Here is a 17966-nt window from a genome sequence, read left to right as displayed (position 1 = left end):
TCGCCGGGGGTACGGCGGGGCCTTTGCGGTTGACGGGTGGCGTCAGGCGTCGGCGGAGACGCGGTCGCCGCGTTGTGCGATCAGGTCGAGGTCGCCCGATTTCACGGCGTCGAGGAAGGACTGCCAGGAGTCGCGGGAGAAGGCCAGCATCGGGCCGTCGGGGTTGCCGGAATCGCGCACGGCAACCGTGTCAGCCCCGAACAGGACCTCCACACACTGCCCGCCACCTGCATCGCTGCGGCCGCCATCGGCCCAGCTGGCATCGACGTTGCTCACCACCGCAGGATAAGACGCGCCAAGGACGAAGGCACCTGACCGCTGGCGATTCCCCCGTTCGGGGCACGCGACAAGGATCTCCGATCGACACATCCCCGTCGTGCACCGTGCAGTTTCGGGGAAACTGCGGGAATCTTGGCCGTATTTCGTGCACTTTCCCCGAAACTGCCGCCACGCCACCGCCCCGCGGGCGGGCGGGCGGGCGGGCTGACGGGCGGGCAGGGAGCTGCTCGGTGGCGTGCGGCGCGGCGCGGCGGCCGAGCGAGGGCCCCAACCGCGACCGGAACCACCGATCTTCCGCAGGAGATCAGCGCTTCGGGTCATAACGTCGGCTTGAAGCGCGCACAGTGACACCAGACAGTGATCTTCCGCTGGAAGCGGCCGCGAATAGCGATCTTGGACTGGAAGCGCGCCCCGAGGGGCCCGCCTGCGGCGCGGCGGGCGGATCGGTTACCGGCGGCGCAGGGCGGCGCCGGCGAGGAGGCGTACGGCGTAGGGCATGTCGCGGACCAGGTAGCGGCCGGCCAGCCGGCCCGGCTCCTGGGCGAGCCGGTGGGCCCACTCCAGGCCGCTGCGCTGCATCCACCCCGGCGCCCGGTGCAGCTCCCCCGCCACGAACCCGACCGCCGCCCCGCACCCGAGGAACCAGGTGAAGGGCAGCTCCGCCCGCAGATCCGCGATCACCCGCTCCTGCTTCGGGAACCCGAGCCCCACGAACACCAGGTCCGGCTTGGCCTCGATGACGTCGGTGTACACCCGCGCGCAGCCGTCCGGGTCCAGGTCGAATCCGAACGGCGGCGCGACGTGCCCCGCGATCCGAAGCCCGGGGCAGGCGGAAGCGAGCACCGAGGCGGCCTTCACCGCGCCGTCCATGCCGCCGTCGGAGCGGGGCGGGGAGCCGCCGAGCACGTACACGGAGCGTCCGGCGCGGCCGAGGGCCGCCGACAGGCTCCAGATGAGGCCGGAGCCGGTCACCCGTTCGGGTAGCGGGCTGCGGCCGATCCTGCTGGCCCAGACCAGGGGCATGCCGTCGGCGACGATGATGCTGGCGTCGTCGAGGAAGCCCCGCACCTCGGCGGCGCGCAGGCCGCGGCCGGTGGCCAGGCGCATGATGTCGACGTTCGGCGTGATGATGCGGCCGCCTTCGCCGCGTTCGAGTGCTGCCAGTACGCGGTCGGCGACGGCCTCCTCGGTCACGGCGTCGAACCAGGTCCCGGCGAGGTGCACGCGGCGGCCATAGACAGTCCCCGTAAAAGCCACGAAATGGACAATACAGACCTACACCGTAGTTGCCTCGTTATGCCCCGTGAGCGCGTCGCGACCCGGCGACGCGGCCAGTGGGGGACGGATGACGACGACCAGGGTGCTCTTCCTAGGCGGACTCGGCCGCAGCGGTACGACGCTGATCGAGCGGGTGCTCGGTGAACTGCCCGGGGTCTGCGCGCTGGGCGAGATCGTCCACCTGTGGCAGCGCGACCTGCGCGACGACGAGCGCTGCGGCTGCGGGCAGCGCTTCTCCGGCTGCGACTTCTGGCAGCGCGTGGGCATCTCCGCCTTCGGCGGCTGGCACCGCGTCGACGTGCACCGCATCCTCGCGCTGCGCGACCTGGTCGAGCGGACCCGGCACATCCCGCGGCTGGCCGGGTCGAGCCGGTTCGCCGGGGAGTTCACCACGCTGGTCGCCGAGTACGCGGGCTACTACGCGAAGATCTACGCCGCCGCGGCCCGGGTCTCCGGCGCCAACATCGTGATCGACTCGTCCAAGCACAGCGCGCTGGCGCACTGCCTGCGCCACTGCGACGAGGTGGACCTGCGGGTGCTGCACGTGGTGCGGGACGCGCGCGGGGTGGCGTACTCGTGGACCAAGAAGGTGGCGCGGCCGGAGGCCGACGGCACCGACGACATGACCCGCTACGCCCCGGCGCGCAGCGCCCTGCTGTGGAACGCGCACAACGCCGCGTTCGGGCTGCTGCGGCGGCGCGGGGTCGCGGTGCGGCGGCTGCGGTACGAGGACTTCCTGGCCGACCCCGTCGGCAGCGTGCGCCGGGTGGCCGCGTTCGCCGGGCTCGATCCGTCGGTGATGGACCTGAGCTTCCTGGACCACGAATCGGTAGAGCTGACCAGCGCGCACAGCGCGGCGGGCAACCCGATGCGGTTCACCACCGGCCGGGTGCTGCTGCGGCGCGACGACGCCTGGCGCGACAGCCTGCTGCCCCGGCAGCGGGCCCTGGTCGGCGCGGTCTGCGCCCCGCTGCTCAAGGCGTACGGCTACCCCCTGGGCAGCGCGCCGCTGCCGGGCGCGCGCCGTGGCAACTCCGAATACACCAGCACAGGAGCGCGACGATGAAGACGAAGGCCAACGCCGGACGGTTCCGCGACACCAGGCCGGCCGCCCCGGGCGCCGCACCGGGCTGGGCGCCGGTGCCGCAGCAGACCCCGATCCCGCGCGACTGGCCCACGGTCGGCGTGGTCATCCCGACCCGCGACCGCCCCGAGCTGCTGCGCCGCACCCTGGCCGCGGTACGCGCGCAGGACTACCCGGGCCGGCTGCGCGTCATCGTGGTGTTCGACCAGGCCGAGCCCGACTGGCGGCTGGCCGACGACGCCGACCACCCGGTGATGGTGCTGGCCAACTGGCGCCAGCCCGGCCTGGCCGGGGCGCGCAACACCGGCATCATGGCGCTGGACACCGAGCTGGTCGCGTTCTGCGACGACGACGACGTGTGGCACCCGTCGAAGCTGCGGCGGCAGGTCGACGCGCTGGTGCGTACGCCCGGGGCGGAGTTCGCGACGTGCGCCGTGGAGGTCGAGTTCGAGCAGCAGGTGCACCCCCGCCTGGCCGGGACCGACTCGGTCACCGTCGAGCAGCTGTCCCGCTCGCGCATGTCGATGCTGCACTCGTCGGGCTTCCTGGCGCTGCGCGAGGCGCTGCTGGAGGACGGGGTGATCGGCCAGGTCGCCGAGGACGCCCCGGGCAGCCAGAACGAGGACTGGGACCTGCTGCTGCGGGCCGCCCGGCGGCACCCGATCGTGCACGTGGACGAGCCGCTGGTGCGGGTGCTGTGGGGACGCAGCAGCTTCTACGCGTACGAGTACACGACGAAGATCTCCTCGCTGCGCTGGATGATGGCGCGCCACCCGGAGATCTCCGGCTGCCGGCCGGGGGCCGCCCGGGTCTACGGGCAGCTGGCGTGCTGGTCGGCGGCGGCGGGCGACCGCAAGCAGGCCTGGCGCTGGACCCGCGAGACGGTGCGCAACAACTGGCGCGAGCCGCGCGCCGCGATCGCGCTGGCCGCCATCGCGGGTGCGGTGAAGGTGGAGACGGTGCTGACCGCGCTGCACCGCCGGGGGCACGGCATCTGAGCACCGCTCACCATTGCCCGTGCGCACTGACGTACGATACGGTGTTGAACCTTGTTGGAAGTTGGTGAATTCGGGAGGCAGAGTGCTCGCGCCGCAGCGCCAGCAGGCGATCCTCGCGCAGGTCCGCCGGGCCGGCGGCGTACGCGTGGCCGACCTCGTCGCCGAGCTCGGCGTCTCCGACATGACCATCCGCCGCGACCTGGAGGTCCTGGCCGAGCGCGGCCTGGTGCTCAAGGTGCACGGCGGGGCGACCGCGCCCCCGTCCGGCGTCGCCGACGAGCCCGGCTTCGCCGCCAAGGCCGAGCGCCAGCGCGCGGAGAAGGCCGCCCTGGCCGAGGCCGCCGCCGCGCACGTGCAGCCCGGCAGCGCCGTCGCGCTGTCGGCGGGCACCACCACGGTGCGCATCGCCCAGCGCCTGGTCGACGTGCCGGGGCTGACCGTGGTCACCAACTCGATCCCGGTCGCCGACGTGTTCTACCGCTCCGGCCGTCCAGACCAGACGGTGGTGCTCACCGGCGGCACCCGTACCCCCTCCGATGCCCTGGTCGGCCCGATCGCCATCGCCGCGCTGCACGACCTGCACGTCGACCAGCTGTTCCTCGGGGTGCACGGAATGAGCGTCGAGGCCGGGCTGACCACCCCGAACCTGCTCGAAGCAGAGACCGACCGGGCGCTGATCCGCGCCACCCGCCGCCTGATCGTGGTGGCCGACCACACCAAGTGGGACACCCTCGGCATCGCCTCGATCGCGTCACTGCCCGCGGCGCACCTGCTCATCACCGACGCCGAACCCCCCGAGGGGGTACGGGAGCTGTGCGCCGTCGAACTGACCGACCAGTAGTGAGAGAGCCGTGAAGCGAACCTCCGTCACCATGGCCGACGGCCGTGAACTCATCTACTTCGACGAGCGCGACGACGCGGTCCGCGCCACCGTCGACCAGCGCGAACTGCCCCCGCCGCCACCCCCGGCCCAGCTGCGCTTCGACGCGCTGACCGACGAGTGGGTCGCCGTCGCCGCGCACCGGCAGGGGCGGCCGCTGCTGCCCTCGACCGCCGAGTGCCCGCTGTGCCCGTCGACCGAGCAGTTCCAGACCGAGGTGCCCGCCGACGACTACGACGTGGTGGTGTTCGAGAACCGGTTCCCCTCCTTCTCCGGCGAGTCCGGCCGCTGCGAGGTCGTCTGCTTCTCCCCCGACCACGACGCGTCCTTCCGCGAACTGCCCGTCTCCCGCGTACGCACCCTGCTCAGCGTGCTGGCCGACCGCACCGCCGAGCTGTCCGCCCTGGGCGGGGTCGAGCAGGTGTTCTGCTTCGAGAACCGGGGCGTCGAGATCGGCGTGACGCTGCACCACCCGCACGGCCAGATCTACGGCTACCCGTACGTCACCCCGGTGACCAGACGGTACCTCGACGCCGCCCGCCGCCACCGGGACCTGGGCACCGGCACCAACCTCTACGCCGACCTCCTGGCCGCCGAACGCTCCTCCGGCGAGCGGGTGGTGGCGGCCAACGAGTTCTGGACCGCCTTCGTCCCGTACGCCGCCCGCTGGCCGTACGAGATCCACATCGCGCCGAACCGCCAGGTGCCCGACCTCGCCGCGCTCACCGAGACCGAACTCGACGCGGGCGCGCCCCTGTGGTCCGAGGTGGCCCGCCGCCTGGACGGCCTGTTCGACCTGCCCATGCCGTACGTCGCGGGCTGGCACCAGGCGCCCGTGCGGACCGACCGCGAGCTGGGCTACCTGCACCTGCGCATCTTCAGCAGCCGCCGCGCCCCCGGCAAGCTGAAATACCTGGCCGGGTCCGAGTCCTCGATGGGCGCGTGGGTGAACGACATCGCGCCGGAGCAGGCGGCTGCTGCGCTACGGGCTGTGAACCTCTAGATTCGTACATGTGAACGACATCGAGGTCGAGGTCGAACCCGGCGTAGTGCTGCGGCTGCGCCACCGAGACGGCTCCGGTGAGCCGTTTCTACTGGTACACGGGCTGTCCTCCAACGCCCGGCTGTGGGACGAGGTGGCCGGCCACCTCGCCGCGGCCGGGCATCCGAGCTGGTCGGTGGATCTGCGCGGGCACGGCGAGTCCGACGCGCCCGAGCACGGATACGACACCGGCACCGCCGCCGACGACCTCGCCGCGATCATCGCGGCGCTCGGGCTGGCCCGGCCCGTCGTCGTCGGACAGTCCTGGGGCGGCAACGTGGTGGTGCGCCTGGCCGCCAAGCACCCGCACCTGCCGGGCTCGCTCGGCCTGGTCGACGGCGGCTGGATCGACCTGCCCGCGATGTTCCCCGACTGGGCGGCCTGCGAGGCGGCCCTGCGCCCCGGCGACATCGACGGCCGCCCCGCCGCCGACCTGCGCGGCTGGCTGGAGTCGAGCCACCCGGACTGGTCGGCCACCGCGAAGGCGGCCACCCTGGCCAACCTGCGCGTCGAGGCCGACGGCACCATGTGGCGGCGCCTGACCATCCCGCACCACCTGCGCATCCTGCGCTCGATGTGGGACGAGCCCGCCGGCGCCGACCTGCCCCTGGTCACCGTCCCCGCGCTGCTGCTGCCCGCGCGCGGCCCCGACGACGAGCGCGCCGACCAGATCCGCTCGGCCGCCGCCGCCCTGCCCCACGCCCGCATCAGCTGGTACCCCGACTCCGACCACGACCTGCACGCCCAGCACCCGGCCCGGGTCGCCGCCGACCTGCTCACCCTGGTCCCCGGCGCGGAGGCGGCGGCATGACCCGGCTGCTGGTGGTCATGGGCTCCGGCGAGACCACCCCCACGATGATCAAACCGCACCGCGCCCTGTTCGCCGCACTGCCGCCGGACGGCCGGGCCGTCCTGCTCGACACGCCGTACGGGTTCCAGCTCAACGCCGACGAGATCAGCGCCCGCGCGGTCGGCTACTTCGCGCAGAGCGTCGGGCAGACCGTCGAGGTCGTCACCTGGCGCCGCACCCCCGAGCCCGGACTCGACCGGGAACGCGCCCTCACCGACCTGCGCGGCGCGAGCTGGATCTTCGCCGGGCCGGGCTCGCCCTCGTACGCCCTGCGCCAGTGGCGCGACACCGACCTGCCCGCGGTGCTGCCCCGAGCCGACGTGCTCGTCTTCGCCAGCGCCGCCGCGCTCACCCTCGGCTCGCACACCATCCCCGTGTACGAGATCTACAAAGCCGGCGCCGAACCCCACTGGCTCCCCGGCCTGAACCTGTTCCAGCAGCTCACCGGCGTGCCAGCGGTCGTCATCCCGCACTACGACAACGCCGAGGGCGGCCACCACGACACCCGCTACTGCTACCTCGGCGAGCCCCGCCTGCGCCTGCTCGAACGCGAACTGCCCGACGACCACGTGATCGTCGGGGTCGACGAGCACACCGCCCTGATCTGCGACCTCGACCAGCGCACCGCCACCGTCACCGGCAACGGCCGGCTGACCCTGCGCCGCCGCGGCGAAAGCACCACCTACCCCTCCGGCACCACCCTCCCCCTCCCCTTCCCCGAAGAAAGGAAGGGCCCCTTCTTATCGCTTCCCGTAGCAGAAGGGACCCTTCTTAACGCCGAATCCGCTGGAGCGGCGGGGCAGGCGGGGCAGGCGGGGGAAGTGGGGCAGGCGGGGGAGGTCGGCGGGTCGGCGGGTGGTGACGGGGGCGGTCAACGCGGTGCGCGGCACACGCCGACGAGCCTGCGGGAGGCGGCCGACGAGGTGGACGTGCGGTTCGGGGCGGCGCTGGCCGCCCGGGACGTGGACGGCTGCGTCGCGGCGGCCCTCGAACTGGAGCAGGTGATCACCGACTGGACGGCTGACACCAACGTCTCCGCCGACGGCGACCACGCGCGCGGCCTGCTGCGCGGCATGGTGGTGCGGCTGGGCCAGCTGGCGGGCAGCGCCGACCCGACTTCGCTGCTCACCCCGCTGGTCGACGCCCTGCTCGCGGTACGCCGATCCGCCCGCGAACGCCGCGACTGGCCCGCCGCCGACCAGGTCCGCGACGCCCTCGCCGCCGCCCGCATCGAGGTCCGCGACACCCCCGACGGCCCCGTCTGGCTCCCACCCTCCTGACCCGCCCCGCGCGCCGCGCCGCGCCGCGCCGCCGCGCCGCGGGGGCGGGGGCGGCGCGCGTTGGTGCAGTTTCGGGGAAAGTGCACGAAACGGGGCCAAGATTCGTGCACTTTCCCCGAAACTGCATGGTCGTGGCGGGGCGCGCGCGGCAGATGGGCGCCCGTATGAAAAAGACCAGACCCGCACGGGCGCGGGTCTGGTCTTTGGGAAGGGACTTTCAGGCGGGATTATTCCGTTTTATGCCCTGTCCAACGACGCCAGACAGGGCAGGAAACGCCTGATCAGGCCGCGAGCTTGCGGGCCAGCGCCGTGTCCAGGGTGTTCATGAACTCCTCGGTGGTCTGCCACGGCGCGTCGCGCGAGATCAGCAGCGAGAGGTCCTTGGTCATCGCGCCGCCCTCGACGGTCTCGATGATGACCTGCTCCAGCGTGTTCGCGAAGTCGGTCACCGCCGGGGTGCCGTCCAGCTTGCCGCGGTGGGCCAGGCCCCGGGTCCAGGCGAAGATCGACGCGATCGGGTTGGTCGACGTCTTCTCGCCCTTCTGCCACTGGCGATAGTGCCGGGTGACCGTGCCGTGCGCGGCCTCGGCCTCGACGGTACGGCCGTCGGGCGTCATCAGCACGGAGGTCATCAGGCCCAGCGAGCCGAAGCCCTGCGCCACGATGTCGGACTGCACGTCACCGTCGTAGTTCTTGCAGGCCCAGACGTACCCGCCCTCCCACTTGAGCGCGGCGGCGACCATGTCGTCGATCAGCCGGTGCTCGTAGGTCAGGCCCTTGGCCTCGAACTCCGCCTTGAACTCGGACTCGAAGATCTCGGCGAAGATGTCCTTGAACCGGCCGTCGTACGCCTTGAGGATCGTGTTCTTGGTCGACAGGTAGACCGGGTACTCGCGCAGCAGGCCGTAGCTGAACGACGCCCGCGCGAAGTCGCGGATCGAGTCGTCGTAGTTGTACATGCCCATGGCCACGCCACCGCCGGGGAAGTCGGCGATGTTGAACTCCATCGGCTCGCTGCCGTCGGCCGGGGTGTAGGTGACGGTCACCTTGCCGGGGCCGGGCACCACGAAGTCGGTGGCCTTGTACTGGTCACCGTGGGCGTGGCGGCCGACGACGATCGGCTTGGTCCAGCCCGGCACGAGCCGCGGCACGTTGCTCATGATGATCGGCTCGCGGAAGATGACGCCGCCGAGGATGTTGCGGATGGTGCCGTTGGGCGACTTCCACATCTTCTTCAGGCCGAACTCGGCGACCCGGGCCTCGTCCGGGGTGATGGTGGCGCACTTGACGCCCACGCCGTGCCGCTTGATCGCGTTCGCCGCGTCGATCGTCACCTGGTCGTCGGTGGCGTCGCGGTGCTCCATGCCGAGGTCGTAGTACTCCAGCTCCACGTCGAGGTAGGGCAGGATCAGCTGCTCGCGGATCTGCTTCCAGATGATCCGGGTCATCTCGTCGCCGTCGAGCTCGACGACGGGGTTGTTTACCTTGATCTTCGCCATCTCGCAGGCGCTCCTCTTACCTTCGGGCGTCCGGCGGCAGGGCGCCGGGCGGCGGTCGCACGACTTAGCAGTACGAGCGTACTGCCGTACCGACCTGCCGCAACCCCGGGGTGGCCCACGCCTCACCGATGTCCGGTTCGGCGCCTTGCCGCCGGGGTCTACGCTCCGGCCGACCCGAGCCCGACTCATCCGAGGAGATGAGGACATGGACAGCGACCCGCTGCCATTCCTGCCGGCGCTCACCACCCTGGTGATCGTCGGCGTACTGCTGCTCATCGTCATGCTCAAGTCCACCCACAGGATCGGGCCCACCGAGGTCGGCCTGGTCACCAAGCGGGTCGGCCGCAAGCTCGCCGACGACAACCCGGTCGCGTTCGCCGGGGAGGCCGGCTACCAGGCCGACCTGCTCATGCCCGGCCAGCGCTTCAAGCTGTGGCCGGTCTACTCGGTCACCAAGTTCCCCTGGGTGCAGGTGCCCGCCGGGGAGATCGGCGTGGTGATCGCCCAGGTCGGCGCGGCGCTGCCGATCGGCGCTAAGAGCGCCCGCTACCGTCCCGAGTTCGGCAACTTCTCCGGCCTGCGCGGGTTCGTCACCGCCGGCGGCGAGAAGGGTGTGCAGCGGCCGGTGCTGCCGCCCGGCACCCTGGTCCCGATCCACCCGGTCGCCTTCCTGGTCATCACGGCCCGCTCGGTGTTCGGCGTACCGGTGGCGCCGGAGTTGCAGGCCCTGGCCGCGAGCAAGAAGCTGACCCCCGCCGCGTTCGGGCTTACGGCCGAGCGGTTGAAGGTGGTGGTGATCTCGCCGCACGGCGACAAGGACATGATCGGCCTGGTCACGGTGCTGGAGGGCGAGCCGCTGCCCTCCGGTGACCTGGCCAGCCGCCTGGGCGGGTTCCATGACATCGCCGCCATGGAGGAGCACCCGGAGACCAGCGACGCCGAGATCATGGACGTGCTGCTGGGCTCGAAGAACGAGGTGCACAACAACTACCAGGACTTCCAGGCGTTCCTGGACGCGGGCGGCCGGATCGGCCTGCAGCACGATCCGCTGCTGTACGGCGCGTACCTGCTCAACCCGTTCCTGGTGCTGGTCGAGATGGTGCCGATGCTGGTGGTCAACCAGGGCCAGGTGGCCGTGGTCAAGGGGTTCGTGGGCCTGCCCACGCTGGACACCTCCGGCACCGACTTCAAGTTCGGCAGCATCGTGCGGCCGGGCCACCGGGGCATCTGGCAGGAGCCGCTGCGCACCGGCAAGTACGCGATCAACCCGCGCATCTACGCCGCCGAGCTGGTGCCGACCTTCATCCTGACGCTGAACTGGGCGCACCACATGTCGACCGCGCACGACCTCGACGCGCGGCTGGAGCCGATCATCGGCAAGAGCCGCGAGGGGTTCGTGTTCCGGATCGACCTGCAGGTGCAGATCCATGTCTCCGACGGCCGCGCGCCGCGGGTCATCTCCATGGTCGGCACGATGCTGAACCTGGTGAACGAGGTGCTGCAGTCGGCGGTGGGCAACCACTTCCGCAACACGCTGCAGGCCCTGGAGGCGATCAAGTTCATCGAGACCCGGCACGAGGTGCAGCAGGCCGCGTACGCGGCGATCACGCAGTACCTGGCCGGGTACGACGTGGAGACCCGGGGCGTCTACATCCAGGACGTGGTGTTCCCGCCGGAGCTGGTCGAGGTGCTGACGCACCGCGAGATCGCCAACCAGCAGCGGGCCACCTACGAGGAGCAGCAGCGGGCCGAGACGGTGCGCGTGCAGATGGAGAAGGCCCGGGGCACCGCCGACATGCAGGCCGAGCTCGCCTCGGCGGCGGTCTCGGTGGAGATCAGCGGCAACAAGGCGAAGGCCCGAGAGGCGGAGGCGGGCGGTCAGGCCGCGTACGTGCGGCTCACCGGCCAGGCCGAGGCCGACCGGGCCCAGGCGGTCGGCCTGGCCGAGGCGAAGGCGACCGAGGCGCTGGGGCTGGCCCGCGCGGCCGGTTTCCAGGCGCAGCGCGACGCCATCGGCGAGCTGCCGACCGCGCTGGTCGCGCTGGCCAACGCCATCGCCGAAGGAAAGATCAACATCATGCCGGAGGTACTGGTCACCGGCGGCTCCAGCCTCGACGGCCTGGCCGCCACGCTGATGCGGGCCCTGCACGACGGCAGGATCCCGCTCCAGCGGACCGAGCCGGAGTGAACCGAGGCGGGGGCGGTCCGCTGGGCCGCCCCCGCCATCGTCAGCCCCAGTTGATCTCGCCCCGCCCGGCCTCGGCCAGGGCGGTCTTGATCTGCGAGAACGGCTTGCTGCCCAGGAACCCCTTCTGGTTCATCGGGCTCGGGTGACCGGCCTCCAGCACCGTGTGCTGCGGGTTGCGCACCAGCGCCGCCTTCTTACGCGCGTACGACCCCCAGAGCACGAACACCACCCGGTACGGCGAGTCGTTGACGGCCTTGATCGCGGCGTCGGTGAACTGCTCCCAGCCCTGGTTGGCGTGGGTGGCAGGGGTGCCTGAGCGGACGGTCATGACCGCGTTGAGCAGGAGCACGCCCTGCGCCGCCCAGCCGGTCAGGTCGCCGTTGGACGGCGGGTTCACGCCCAGGTCGTCCTTGAGCTCCTTGTAGACGTTGCGCAGGCTCGGCGGCACCGGCACGCCGGGGCGGACGCTGAAGCTCAGCCCGTGCGCCTGGCCGGGCTTGAAGTAGGGGTCCTGCCCCAGGATCAGCACCCGGGTGTGCGCCGGGGAGGTCAGCCGGAACGCGGTGAACAGGTCCTCGACGGGCGGGAAGACCGGGCCGGCGGCGTACTCGGCCTCGACGAAGGCGGAGAGCTTCGCGGTGGCGTCGAGGTCCAGATGCGGCTTCATCACGTCGCGCCACTCGGCGGGCAACAGTTCGAGCAGGTCCAATGCCATGCCGGTCACCCTAGTGCCCTGGTGTGACACGTCCACCGCAGCCCCTGCGGGCGTTTGCCCGCCCGCCGTACCGGGTATCGCACGGCGTGCAGACGTTCCTGCCGTACCCGGACTTCGCGGCCAGTGCGGCGGCGCTGGACCCCAGGCGGCTGGGCAAGCAGCGGGTCGAGACGATCCAGGTGCTGCGCGGCCTGGTCGTGCCCGGCTACGGCTGGCGCCACCACCCGGCCGTGAAGATGTGGACCGGGTACGAGGAGGCGCTGGTCCGGTACGGACTGGAGATCTGCGGCAGTTGGCGCGCCACCGACCGCGCCGACACCTGCGCCGCGACCCTGGGCACCGACCTGGCCGCCGCCCGCGGCATCCGCGCGGTACGCGACCAGGACACGCTCGCCGCCGCGGGTGAACTGCCGCCCTGGCTGGGCGATCCGGCCTTCCACGCGAGTCACCGCGCCGCGCTGCTGCGCAAGGACCCGGAGTTCTACCGCCCGCTCTTCGGCGACCAGCCGGACGACCTGCCCTACATATGGCCCGCCTCCGATCGCGCCTGAGACGCGAAAGGTCCCGCCCGAGCGGGCGGGACCTTTCGGTGCGGGTCAGAGCCCGGCTACGTCGGCCTGCTTGGCGCGGACGGCCTCGGCGGCCTCCTTCAGACCGGCCAGCTCCGACTCGCTGAGGTCGGTCAGCACGATGTTCTTGGCGCCGGTGGCGCCGATCGCGGCCTCGACACCCAGGTAGACGCCGGAGATGCCGTACTCGCCGTCGACCCAGGCGCAGACCGGCATGACCTCGCCGGAGTCCTCCGCCACGGCCTTGGCCATGCGGGCGGCGGCCGCCGACGGCGCGTAGTACGCCGAACCCGTCTTGAGCAGCGCCACGACCTCGGCACCACCGTTGCGGGTACGGGTGACCAGCTCCTCGATCTTCTCGGCGGGCAGCAGGTCGGACAGCGGCTTGCCGTCGACGGTGCAGCGCGACGGGACCGGCACCATGGTGTCGCCGTGCGAGCCCAGGGTCAGCGTCTTTACCGAGCCGACCGGAACCTTCAGCTCCTCGGCCACGAAGTGGGTGAAGCGCGCGGTGTCGAGCATGCCGGCCTGGCCGATGACCCGGTTCTTCGGGAACTGGGTGGCCAGCTGGGCCAGCGCGGTCATCTCGTCCAGCGGGTTGGACACCACGATGACGATGGCGTTCGGCGCGTGCTTGGCGACCTGCTCGGCCACCCCGCGCACGATCTTGGCGTTGACCTCGAGCAGGTCCATGCGGCTCATGCCCGGCTTGCGCGGCAGGCCAGCGGTGATCACGACGATGTCAGAGCCCGCGATCGCCTCGTAGCCCGAGCCGTCGACGCCGGTGGTGGCACCGATCACCTTGGTCTCGAAGCCCTCGATGGACCGCGACTGGTTGAGGTCCAGGGCCAGGCCCTCCGGCTTGCCCTCGATGATGTCGGTCAGCACGACGGTCTCGAAGACGTCGTACTCGGCGAGCCGCTGCGCGGTGGTCGAGCCGTAGAAACCGGCGCCGACGACGGTGACCTTCTTGCCCATTGGCACATACTCCCTGCTGGTGGACGTCTGGTGGTGACCAGCGCGGTCCTGTGACGAAGGTGTAACGATTCCGCACCATAGCCCGAGGCGTCTATGCGAAGCCTGCTGGGTGCGGCGGGTGTGGCCTAGCGCGCCGCCTCGGCCCGCTCGACCACGTTGGTCAGCAGCATCGCCCTGGTCATGGGCCCGACGCCGCCGGGGTTGGGCGACACGAACCCGGCCACCCCGGCCACGTCCGGGTGTACGTCACCCACGATGTGCTTCTTCCCGTCGGCGCCCTCGACCCGCGACACGCCCACGTCGAGCACGGCCGCGCCCGGCTTGACCATGTCGGCGGTGACGATGCCGGGCACCCCGGCCGCCGCGATGACGATGTCGGCCCGGCGTACGTGCCCGGCCAGGTCCTTGGTGCCGGTGTGGCACAGCGTCGCGGTGGCGTTCTCGGTGCGCCGGGTCAGCAGCAGGCCCATCGGGCGGCCCACGGTGACGCCGCGACCGATCACGACGACCTCGGCCCCGGCGATCGGCACGTGGTAGCGGCGCAGCAGCTCGATGATGCCGCGCGGCGTGCACGGCAGCGGCGCCGGCACGCCCAGCACCAGGCGGCCCAGGTTGACCGGGTGCAGGCCGTCGGCGTCCTTGTCCGGGTCGATCAGCTCCAGCACCCGCTGCTCGTCCAGGCCCCTGGGCAGGGGCAACTGGACGATGTAGCCGGTGCAGGCCGGGTCGGCGTTGAGCTCGGCGACGGCGCGCTCGACATCGGACTGGGTCGCGTCGGCGGGCAGGTCGCGGCGCAGCGAGGCGATGCCCACCTCGGCGCAGTCGCGGTGCTTGCCGTTGACGTACCAGTGCGAGCCCGGATCGTCGCCGACCAGCACGGTGCCCAGGCCGGGGACGACGCCCCGCGCCGCCAGCTTCGCGACCCGTTCTTTCAGGTCGGCCTTGATCGCCGCCGCGGTCTCGGTGCCGTTGAGGATCGTCGCCGTCATACCGCCGATCCTCCCACCTCCCCGATCCCCCCGAACCGGGACATGCCCACTCACGCTCCCTCGCCCGCCGCCCGCCCTCGAATTGACGCTGGCCTATCCAGAGGACCGTTTCCGGATTCTCGTGCTCTAGATAGGCCACCGTCGAAGGCAGGCAGGGCGTGACGACCCCGGCAAGGTGGGCAAAGGCGAGAAGCGGGCAGCGGTACGGCGAAAACCGGCGCTGAAGTTGATCTATGAAATGCCAGTTGACCTGGTCATATAACCGTGGGTAACAGTGTGATAGATCACCCTGTGGCCTTGGTGGCAGGATCTTCCATCATCTGGGACGACTTTCGAGGGCAAACCGGGCAGTGATCGTGTCCACCATGTGACCGCAGTCTGTCGCCCCGGTCACGTCCCAGATCGGGCATAATCCCCGATAACACTACATTTGGCAGGCCGTCTCCTAATACCAAATCAGCAGGCAGATCCGCAAGTGGTCCACTCGTAGACTGTTGCGAATCTGCAACCCGCGGGTTTGGTGCCGGGCCGAGCTTCGTCCTACCTTTGCCGGACGTTGCACTGCGTGACAACGGCAGGTCAGCCTGCCGTCGATGCATGTGGGACGTAGGAGATGAGGAGGCTCAATGCAGGTCCGTAGGCTCGCGGCCTGGGCCGCTCTCCCGCTCGCTGTCACTCTGGGCCTGACGGCCTGTGGCAAGAGCGGTGGCAGCGACACGGGTAGCACCAACCCCAACGGTGTCGTGTCGGTCGGAATCGCCGAACCGAAGCACCTGATCCCCACCAACACCGCGGAGACGAGTGGCTCCCAGGTGCTGGCGGCGCTGTTCGCTCCCCTGGTGGACTTCGACGAGGCCAACAAGCCGTACGAGGTCGCCGCGCAGGAGATCAGCACGACTGACAACAAGACCTGGACGATCAAGCTGAAGGACGGCTGGACGTTCCACAACGGCGAGCCGGTCACCGCCGACAACTACATCAACGCCTGGAACTACGGCGCCTACGCCCCGAACGCCCAGGACAACAACTACTTCTTCGACAAGATCGAGGGCTACGCGGCGCTGAACCCGGCGGACGCGACGACCACCCCCGCCGCGTCGACCCTGTCCGGCCTCAAGAAGGTCGACGACAAGACGTTCACGGTGACCCTGAACGCGCCGTTCAGCGAGTTCAAGTCGCTGCTGGGCTACACCGCGTTCTACCCCCTGCCGAAGGCCGCGTTCACCGACGTCGCCGCCAGCCCGCTGGTCCTCAACAAGGACTTCGAGCAGGCCCCCGTCGGCAACGGCCCCTTCAAGATCAAGGGTGCCTGGAACCACGACTCGGGCATCGAGGTCGAGAAGTACGACGCCTTCGCCGGCACCAAGCCGAGCATCGGCGGCGCGAACTTCAAGATCTACCAGAACGACGCCGCCGAGTACGCGGACCTGCAGGCCAACAACCTGGACGTGATCAAGCAGATCCCGACCGACAGCCTGCCGACCGTCCAGGGCGACCTGGGCGACCGCTACCAGACCAGCCCGGCCTCGACCCTGCAGGTGCTGGCGTTCCCGACCTTCGACCCGCGCTTCAGCAAGGCCGAGGTCCGCAAGGCCATCTCGATGGCGATCGACCGCGAGGAGATCGTCAACAAGGTGTTCCAGGGCTCGCAGCGGGCCGCGTACTCGTTCGTGTCGCCGGTCGTCGCGGGCTACCGCGACAAGACCTGCGGTGCGGCCTGCGAGTTCAACCCGACCGAGGCCAAGAAGCAGTACGAGGCTGCCGGCGGCCCCAAGTCGCTGAACATCACGTACAACGCTGACGGCGGTCACCAGGCGTGGGTCGACGCGACCTGCAACCAGCTGAAGACCAACCTGGGCGTCGACTGCGTCGGCACCCCGGAGCCGAAGTTCGCCGACCTGCTCACCAAGGCCAAGGCGAAGAAGGACGTCGGCATGTTCCGCATGGGCTGGGTCATGGACTACCCGTCCATGGAGAACTACCTCGGCCCGCTGTACTCGACCAACGGCTCGTCGAACTACTACGGCTACAGCAACCCCACCTTCGACAACCTGCTGAAGGAGGGCTCGGCCGCGGCGACCCAGGACGAGGCGATCAAGAAGTACCAGGCCGCCGAGGACCTGCTCGCGCAGGACCTGCCGGTGCTGCCGCTGCGCTTCGGCCAGAACAGCTTCGGTCACTCGACCAAGGTCAAGGACGTTTCGATCGACCTGTTCAACCGGGTCGACCTGAACAAGATCCAGTACGTCGGCTGACGTCAGCGATTGACCTTGGGGGTGGTGCCGATCCGGAGGGATCGGCACCACCCCCAACGCTGAAACCCCCACGTCGATCGCAGCCCCGTGGTACGAACAATGCGACTATTCGTACCGAATTGTGCTGCCCGGTGAGAGAAGAACGACGATGTTCCGCTACATAGTGCGGCGCCTGCTACAGATGATCCTGGTCTTCATCGGGACCACCTTCATCGTCTTCACCCTGATGTTCGCGGGCGGTGAAGGCGACCCGATCCAGAACCTGGCCGGCGAGCGCCCCGTCAGCGCGATCCAGCGCGCCCAGCTCGAACAGCAGTTCCACTTCAACGATCCGTTCCTCACGCGCTACTGGCACTACCTGACCGATCTGCTCAACCTGGACCTGGGCACCTCGCTGACCGGCCGCCCGGTGTGGGACCTGATCACGGAGCGGTTCCCGACCACGCTCATGCTGGCCAGCATCGCGATCCTGGTGACCATCGTGTTCGGCATCACCGCCGGCGTGATCGCGGGCATCCGCCGCGGCGGCATCTTCGACAACATCACGCTGGTGGTCACCCTGATCATCATCGGTATCCCCACCGTGGTGCTCGCCCCCATCGGCCAGCTGCTGTTCGGCATCAAGTGGCCGATCTTCCCGGCCACCGCCAACAACCCCGCCACGTGGTACGAGCTGCTGCTGCCCGGCATCATCCTGGGCATGCTGTCCGTCGCCACGGCGATGCGGCTCACCCGTGCCTCGGTCAGCGAGAACCTGCGCGCCGACTTCGTCCGGACCGCGCGGTCCAAGGGCATCCCGCGCCGCCGCGTGATCGGCGTGCACGTGCTGCGCAACTCGCTCATCCCGATCGTCACCTTCATCGGTGTCGAGCTCGGCTCGCTGATGGGCGGCGCGATCATCACCGAGCGCATCTTCAACATCACCGGCATCGGCAACCTGCTCTACAAGAGCCTCAGCCTGGGCGACGCCCCGGTCGTCGTGGGCACCGTGAGCGTGCTGGTCGTGGTGTTCCTCATCGCCAACCTGATCGTGGACCTGCTGTACGCGGTGCTCGATCCGCGGATCCGGTACGAGTAGGCGG

At 70.4% G+C, this 17966-nt stretch carries 16 protein-coding genes; 10 read left to right on the top strand and 6 right to left on the bottom strand.

The window, feature by feature from the left end; all coding sequences use genetic code 11:
* Positions 1–42 precede the first annotated feature (42 nt).
* The gene (locus tag QEZ54_RS05310; RefSeq protein ID WP_281303314.1) at positions 43–276 is read right to left on the bottom strand and encodes a DUF397 domain-containing protein; all 234 of its coding nucleotides are present in this window, start codon (positions 274–276) and stop codon (positions 43–45) included.
* A gap of 450 nt (positions 277–726) precedes the next feature.
* Positions 727–1503, bottom strand: coding sequence for a WecB/TagA/CpsF family glycosyltransferase (locus QEZ54_RS05305; RefSeq protein WP_281303313.1), 777 nt, complete (start codon positions 1501–1503; stop codon positions 727–729).
* A 121-nt stretch (positions 1504–1624) separates the two neighbouring features.
* Here QEZ54_RS05305 and QEZ54_RS05300 point away from each other — a divergent pair, with 121 nt between their 5' ends.
* The 6 genes from QEZ54_RS05300 (at position 1625) to QEZ54_RS05275 (ending at position 7691) form a co-directional block, all read left to right on the top strand.
* On the top strand, positions 1625–2623 hold the full coding sequence (locus QEZ54_RS05300; protein WP_281303312.1) for a sulfotransferase domain-containing protein: 999 nt from the start codon (positions 1625–1627) through the stop codon (positions 2621–2623).
* Complete coding sequence (locus tag QEZ54_RS05295) at positions 2620–3639, top strand: glycosyltransferase family 2 protein (protein ID WP_281303311.1); 1020 nt, start codon at positions 2620–2622, stop codon at positions 3637–3639. Before QEZ54_RS05300 ends, QEZ54_RS05295 begins: the two co-directional genes overlap by 4 nt.
* Positions 3640–3721: 82 nt before the next feature.
* Positions 3722–4480: a DeoR/GlpR family DNA-binding transcription regulator gene (locus tag QEZ54_RS05290; protein ID WP_281303310.1), complete on the top strand. Its 759-nt coding sequence runs from the start codon at positions 3722–3724 to the stop codon at positions 4478–4480.
* A gap of 10 nt (positions 4481–4490) precedes the next feature.
* Positions 4491–5522 carry a galactose-1-phosphate uridylyltransferase gene (gene galT / locus QEZ54_RS05285; RefSeq protein ID WP_281303309.1) on the top strand — a complete coding sequence of 344 codons (1032 nt, stop codon included), beginning with the start codon at positions 4491–4493 and terminating at the stop codon, positions 5520–5522.
* Positions 5523–5532: 10 nt separating this feature from the next.
* Positions 5533–6372 (top strand): alpha/beta hydrolase, encoded by an 840-nt coding sequence (locus tag QEZ54_RS05280; protein ID WP_281303308.1) that lies wholly within the window; start codon positions 5533–5535, stop codon positions 6370–6372.
* Positions 6369–7691 (top strand): hypothetical protein, encoded by a 1323-nt coding sequence (locus QEZ54_RS05275; RefSeq protein ID WP_281303307.1) that lies wholly within the window; start codon positions 6369–6371, stop codon positions 7689–7691. The genes QEZ54_RS05280 and QEZ54_RS05275 overlap by 4 nt, the downstream gene beginning before the upstream one ends.
* A gap of 281 nt (positions 7692–7972) precedes the next feature.
* On the opposite strand, the gene QEZ54_RS05270 is transcribed toward QEZ54_RS05275, so the two are convergent.
* A complete protein-coding gene (locus tag QEZ54_RS05270) occupies positions 7973–9190 on the bottom strand; it encodes an NADP-dependent isocitrate dehydrogenase (protein ID WP_281303306.1) in 1218 nt (405 codons plus the stop codon).
* A gap of 205 nt (positions 9191–9395) precedes the next feature.
* Between QEZ54_RS05270 and QEZ54_RS05265 the strand changes: the two genes are divergently transcribed.
* Positions 9396–11378: an SPFH domain-containing protein gene (locus QEZ54_RS05265; RefSeq protein WP_281303305.1), complete on the top strand. Its 1983-nt coding sequence runs from the start codon at positions 9396–9398 to the stop codon at positions 11376–11378.
* A gap of 40 nt (positions 11379–11418) precedes the next feature.
* On the opposite strand, the gene QEZ54_RS05260 is transcribed toward QEZ54_RS05265, so the two are convergent.
* Positions 11419–12093 carry a uracil-DNA glycosylase gene (locus tag QEZ54_RS05260; RefSeq protein WP_281303304.1) on the bottom strand — a complete coding sequence of 225 codons (675 nt, stop codon included), beginning with the start codon at positions 12091–12093 and terminating at the stop codon, positions 11419–11421.
* Positions 12094–12179: 86 nt separating this feature from the next.
* Between QEZ54_RS05260 and QEZ54_RS05255 the strand changes: the two genes are divergently transcribed.
* Positions 12180–12644, top strand: coding sequence for an MSMEG_6728 family protein (locus QEZ54_RS05255; protein WP_281303553.1), 465 nt, complete (start codon positions 12180–12182; stop codon positions 12642–12644).
* Positions 12645–12689: 45 nt separating this feature from the next.
* On the opposite strand, the gene mdh is transcribed toward QEZ54_RS05255, so the two are convergent.
* Both mdh and QEZ54_RS05245 read right to left on the bottom strand, forming a co-directional pair.
* Positions 12690–13640, bottom strand: coding sequence for a malate dehydrogenase (mdh, locus tag QEZ54_RS05250; protein ID WP_281303303.1), 951 nt, complete (start codon positions 13638–13640; stop codon positions 12690–12692).
* A 125-nt stretch (positions 13641–13765) separates the two neighbouring features.
* Positions 13766–14629: a bifunctional methylenetetrahydrofolate dehydrogenase/methenyltetrahydrofolate cyclohydrolase gene (locus QEZ54_RS05245; RefSeq protein ID WP_281303302.1), complete on the bottom strand. Its 864-nt coding sequence runs from the start codon at positions 14627–14629 to the stop codon at positions 13766–13768.
* Positions 14630–15255: 626 nt separating this feature from the next.
* Between QEZ54_RS05245 and QEZ54_RS05240 the strand changes: the two genes are divergently transcribed.
* Both QEZ54_RS05240 and QEZ54_RS05235 read left to right on the top strand, forming a co-directional pair.
* On the top strand, positions 15256–16884 hold the full coding sequence (locus QEZ54_RS05240; RefSeq protein WP_281303301.1) for an ABC transporter substrate-binding protein: 1629 nt from the start codon (positions 15256–15258) through the stop codon (positions 16882–16884).
* Between the two features lie 148 nt (positions 16885–17032).
* Positions 17033–17962: an ABC transporter permease gene (locus QEZ54_RS05235; protein ID WP_281303300.1), complete on the top strand. Its 930-nt coding sequence runs from the start codon at positions 17033–17035 to the stop codon at positions 17960–17962.
* Positions 17963–17966 lie beyond the last annotated feature (4 nt).

Origin of the sequence: Catellatospora sp. KI3, from assembly GCF_029948125.1 — a bacterium.
Classification (GTDB): Bacteria; Actinomycetota; Actinomycetes; order Mycobacteriales; family Micromonosporaceae; genus Catellatospora.
The sequence above is the reverse complement of the archived record's forward strand: the minus strand, read 5'-3'. Positions and strand labels throughout refer to the sequence as shown.

Excerpts from the sequence above, each read along its gene's own strand:
- QEZ54_RS05265 (WP_281303305.1), top strand. The coding sequence starts at position 9,396 with ATGGACAGCGACCCGCTGCCATTCCTGCCGGCGCTCACCACCCTGGTG.
- QEZ54_RS05240 (WP_281303301.1), top strand. The coding sequence starts at position 15,256 with ATGCAGGTCCGTAGGCTCGCGGCCTGGGCCGCTCTCCCGCTCGCTGTC.
- QEZ54_RS05275 (WP_281303307.1), top strand. The coding sequence starts at position 6,369 with ATGACCCGGCTGCTGGTGGTCATGGGCTCCGGCGAGACCACCCCCACG.
- QEZ54_RS05260 (WP_281303304.1), bottom strand. The coding sequence starts at position 12,093 with ATGGCATTGGACCTGCTCGAACTGTTGCCCGCCGAGTGGCGCGACGTG.
- mdh (WP_281303303.1), bottom strand. The coding sequence starts at position 13,640 with ATGGGCAAGAAGGTCACCGTCGTCGGCGCCGGTTTCTACGGCTCGACC.
- QEZ54_RS05300 (WP_281303312.1), top strand. The coding sequence starts at position 1,625 with ATGACGACGACCAGGGTGCTCTTCCTAGGCGGACTCGGCCGCAGCGGT.
- QEZ54_RS05270 (WP_281303306.1), bottom strand. The coding sequence starts at position 9,190 with ATGGCGAAGATCAAGGTAAACAACCCCGTCGTCGAGCTCGACGGCGAC.
- QEZ54_RS05235 (WP_281303300.1), top strand. The coding sequence starts at position 17,033 with ATGTTCCGCTACATAGTGCGGCGCCTGCTACAGATGATCCTGGTCTTC.
- QEZ54_RS05245 (WP_281303302.1), bottom strand. The coding sequence starts at position 14,629 with ATGACGGCGACGATCCTCAACGGCACCGAGACCGCGGCGGCGATCAAG.
- QEZ54_RS05295 (WP_281303311.1), top strand. The coding sequence starts at position 2,620 with ATGAAGACGAAGGCCAACGCCGGACGGTTCCGCGACACCAGGCCGGCC.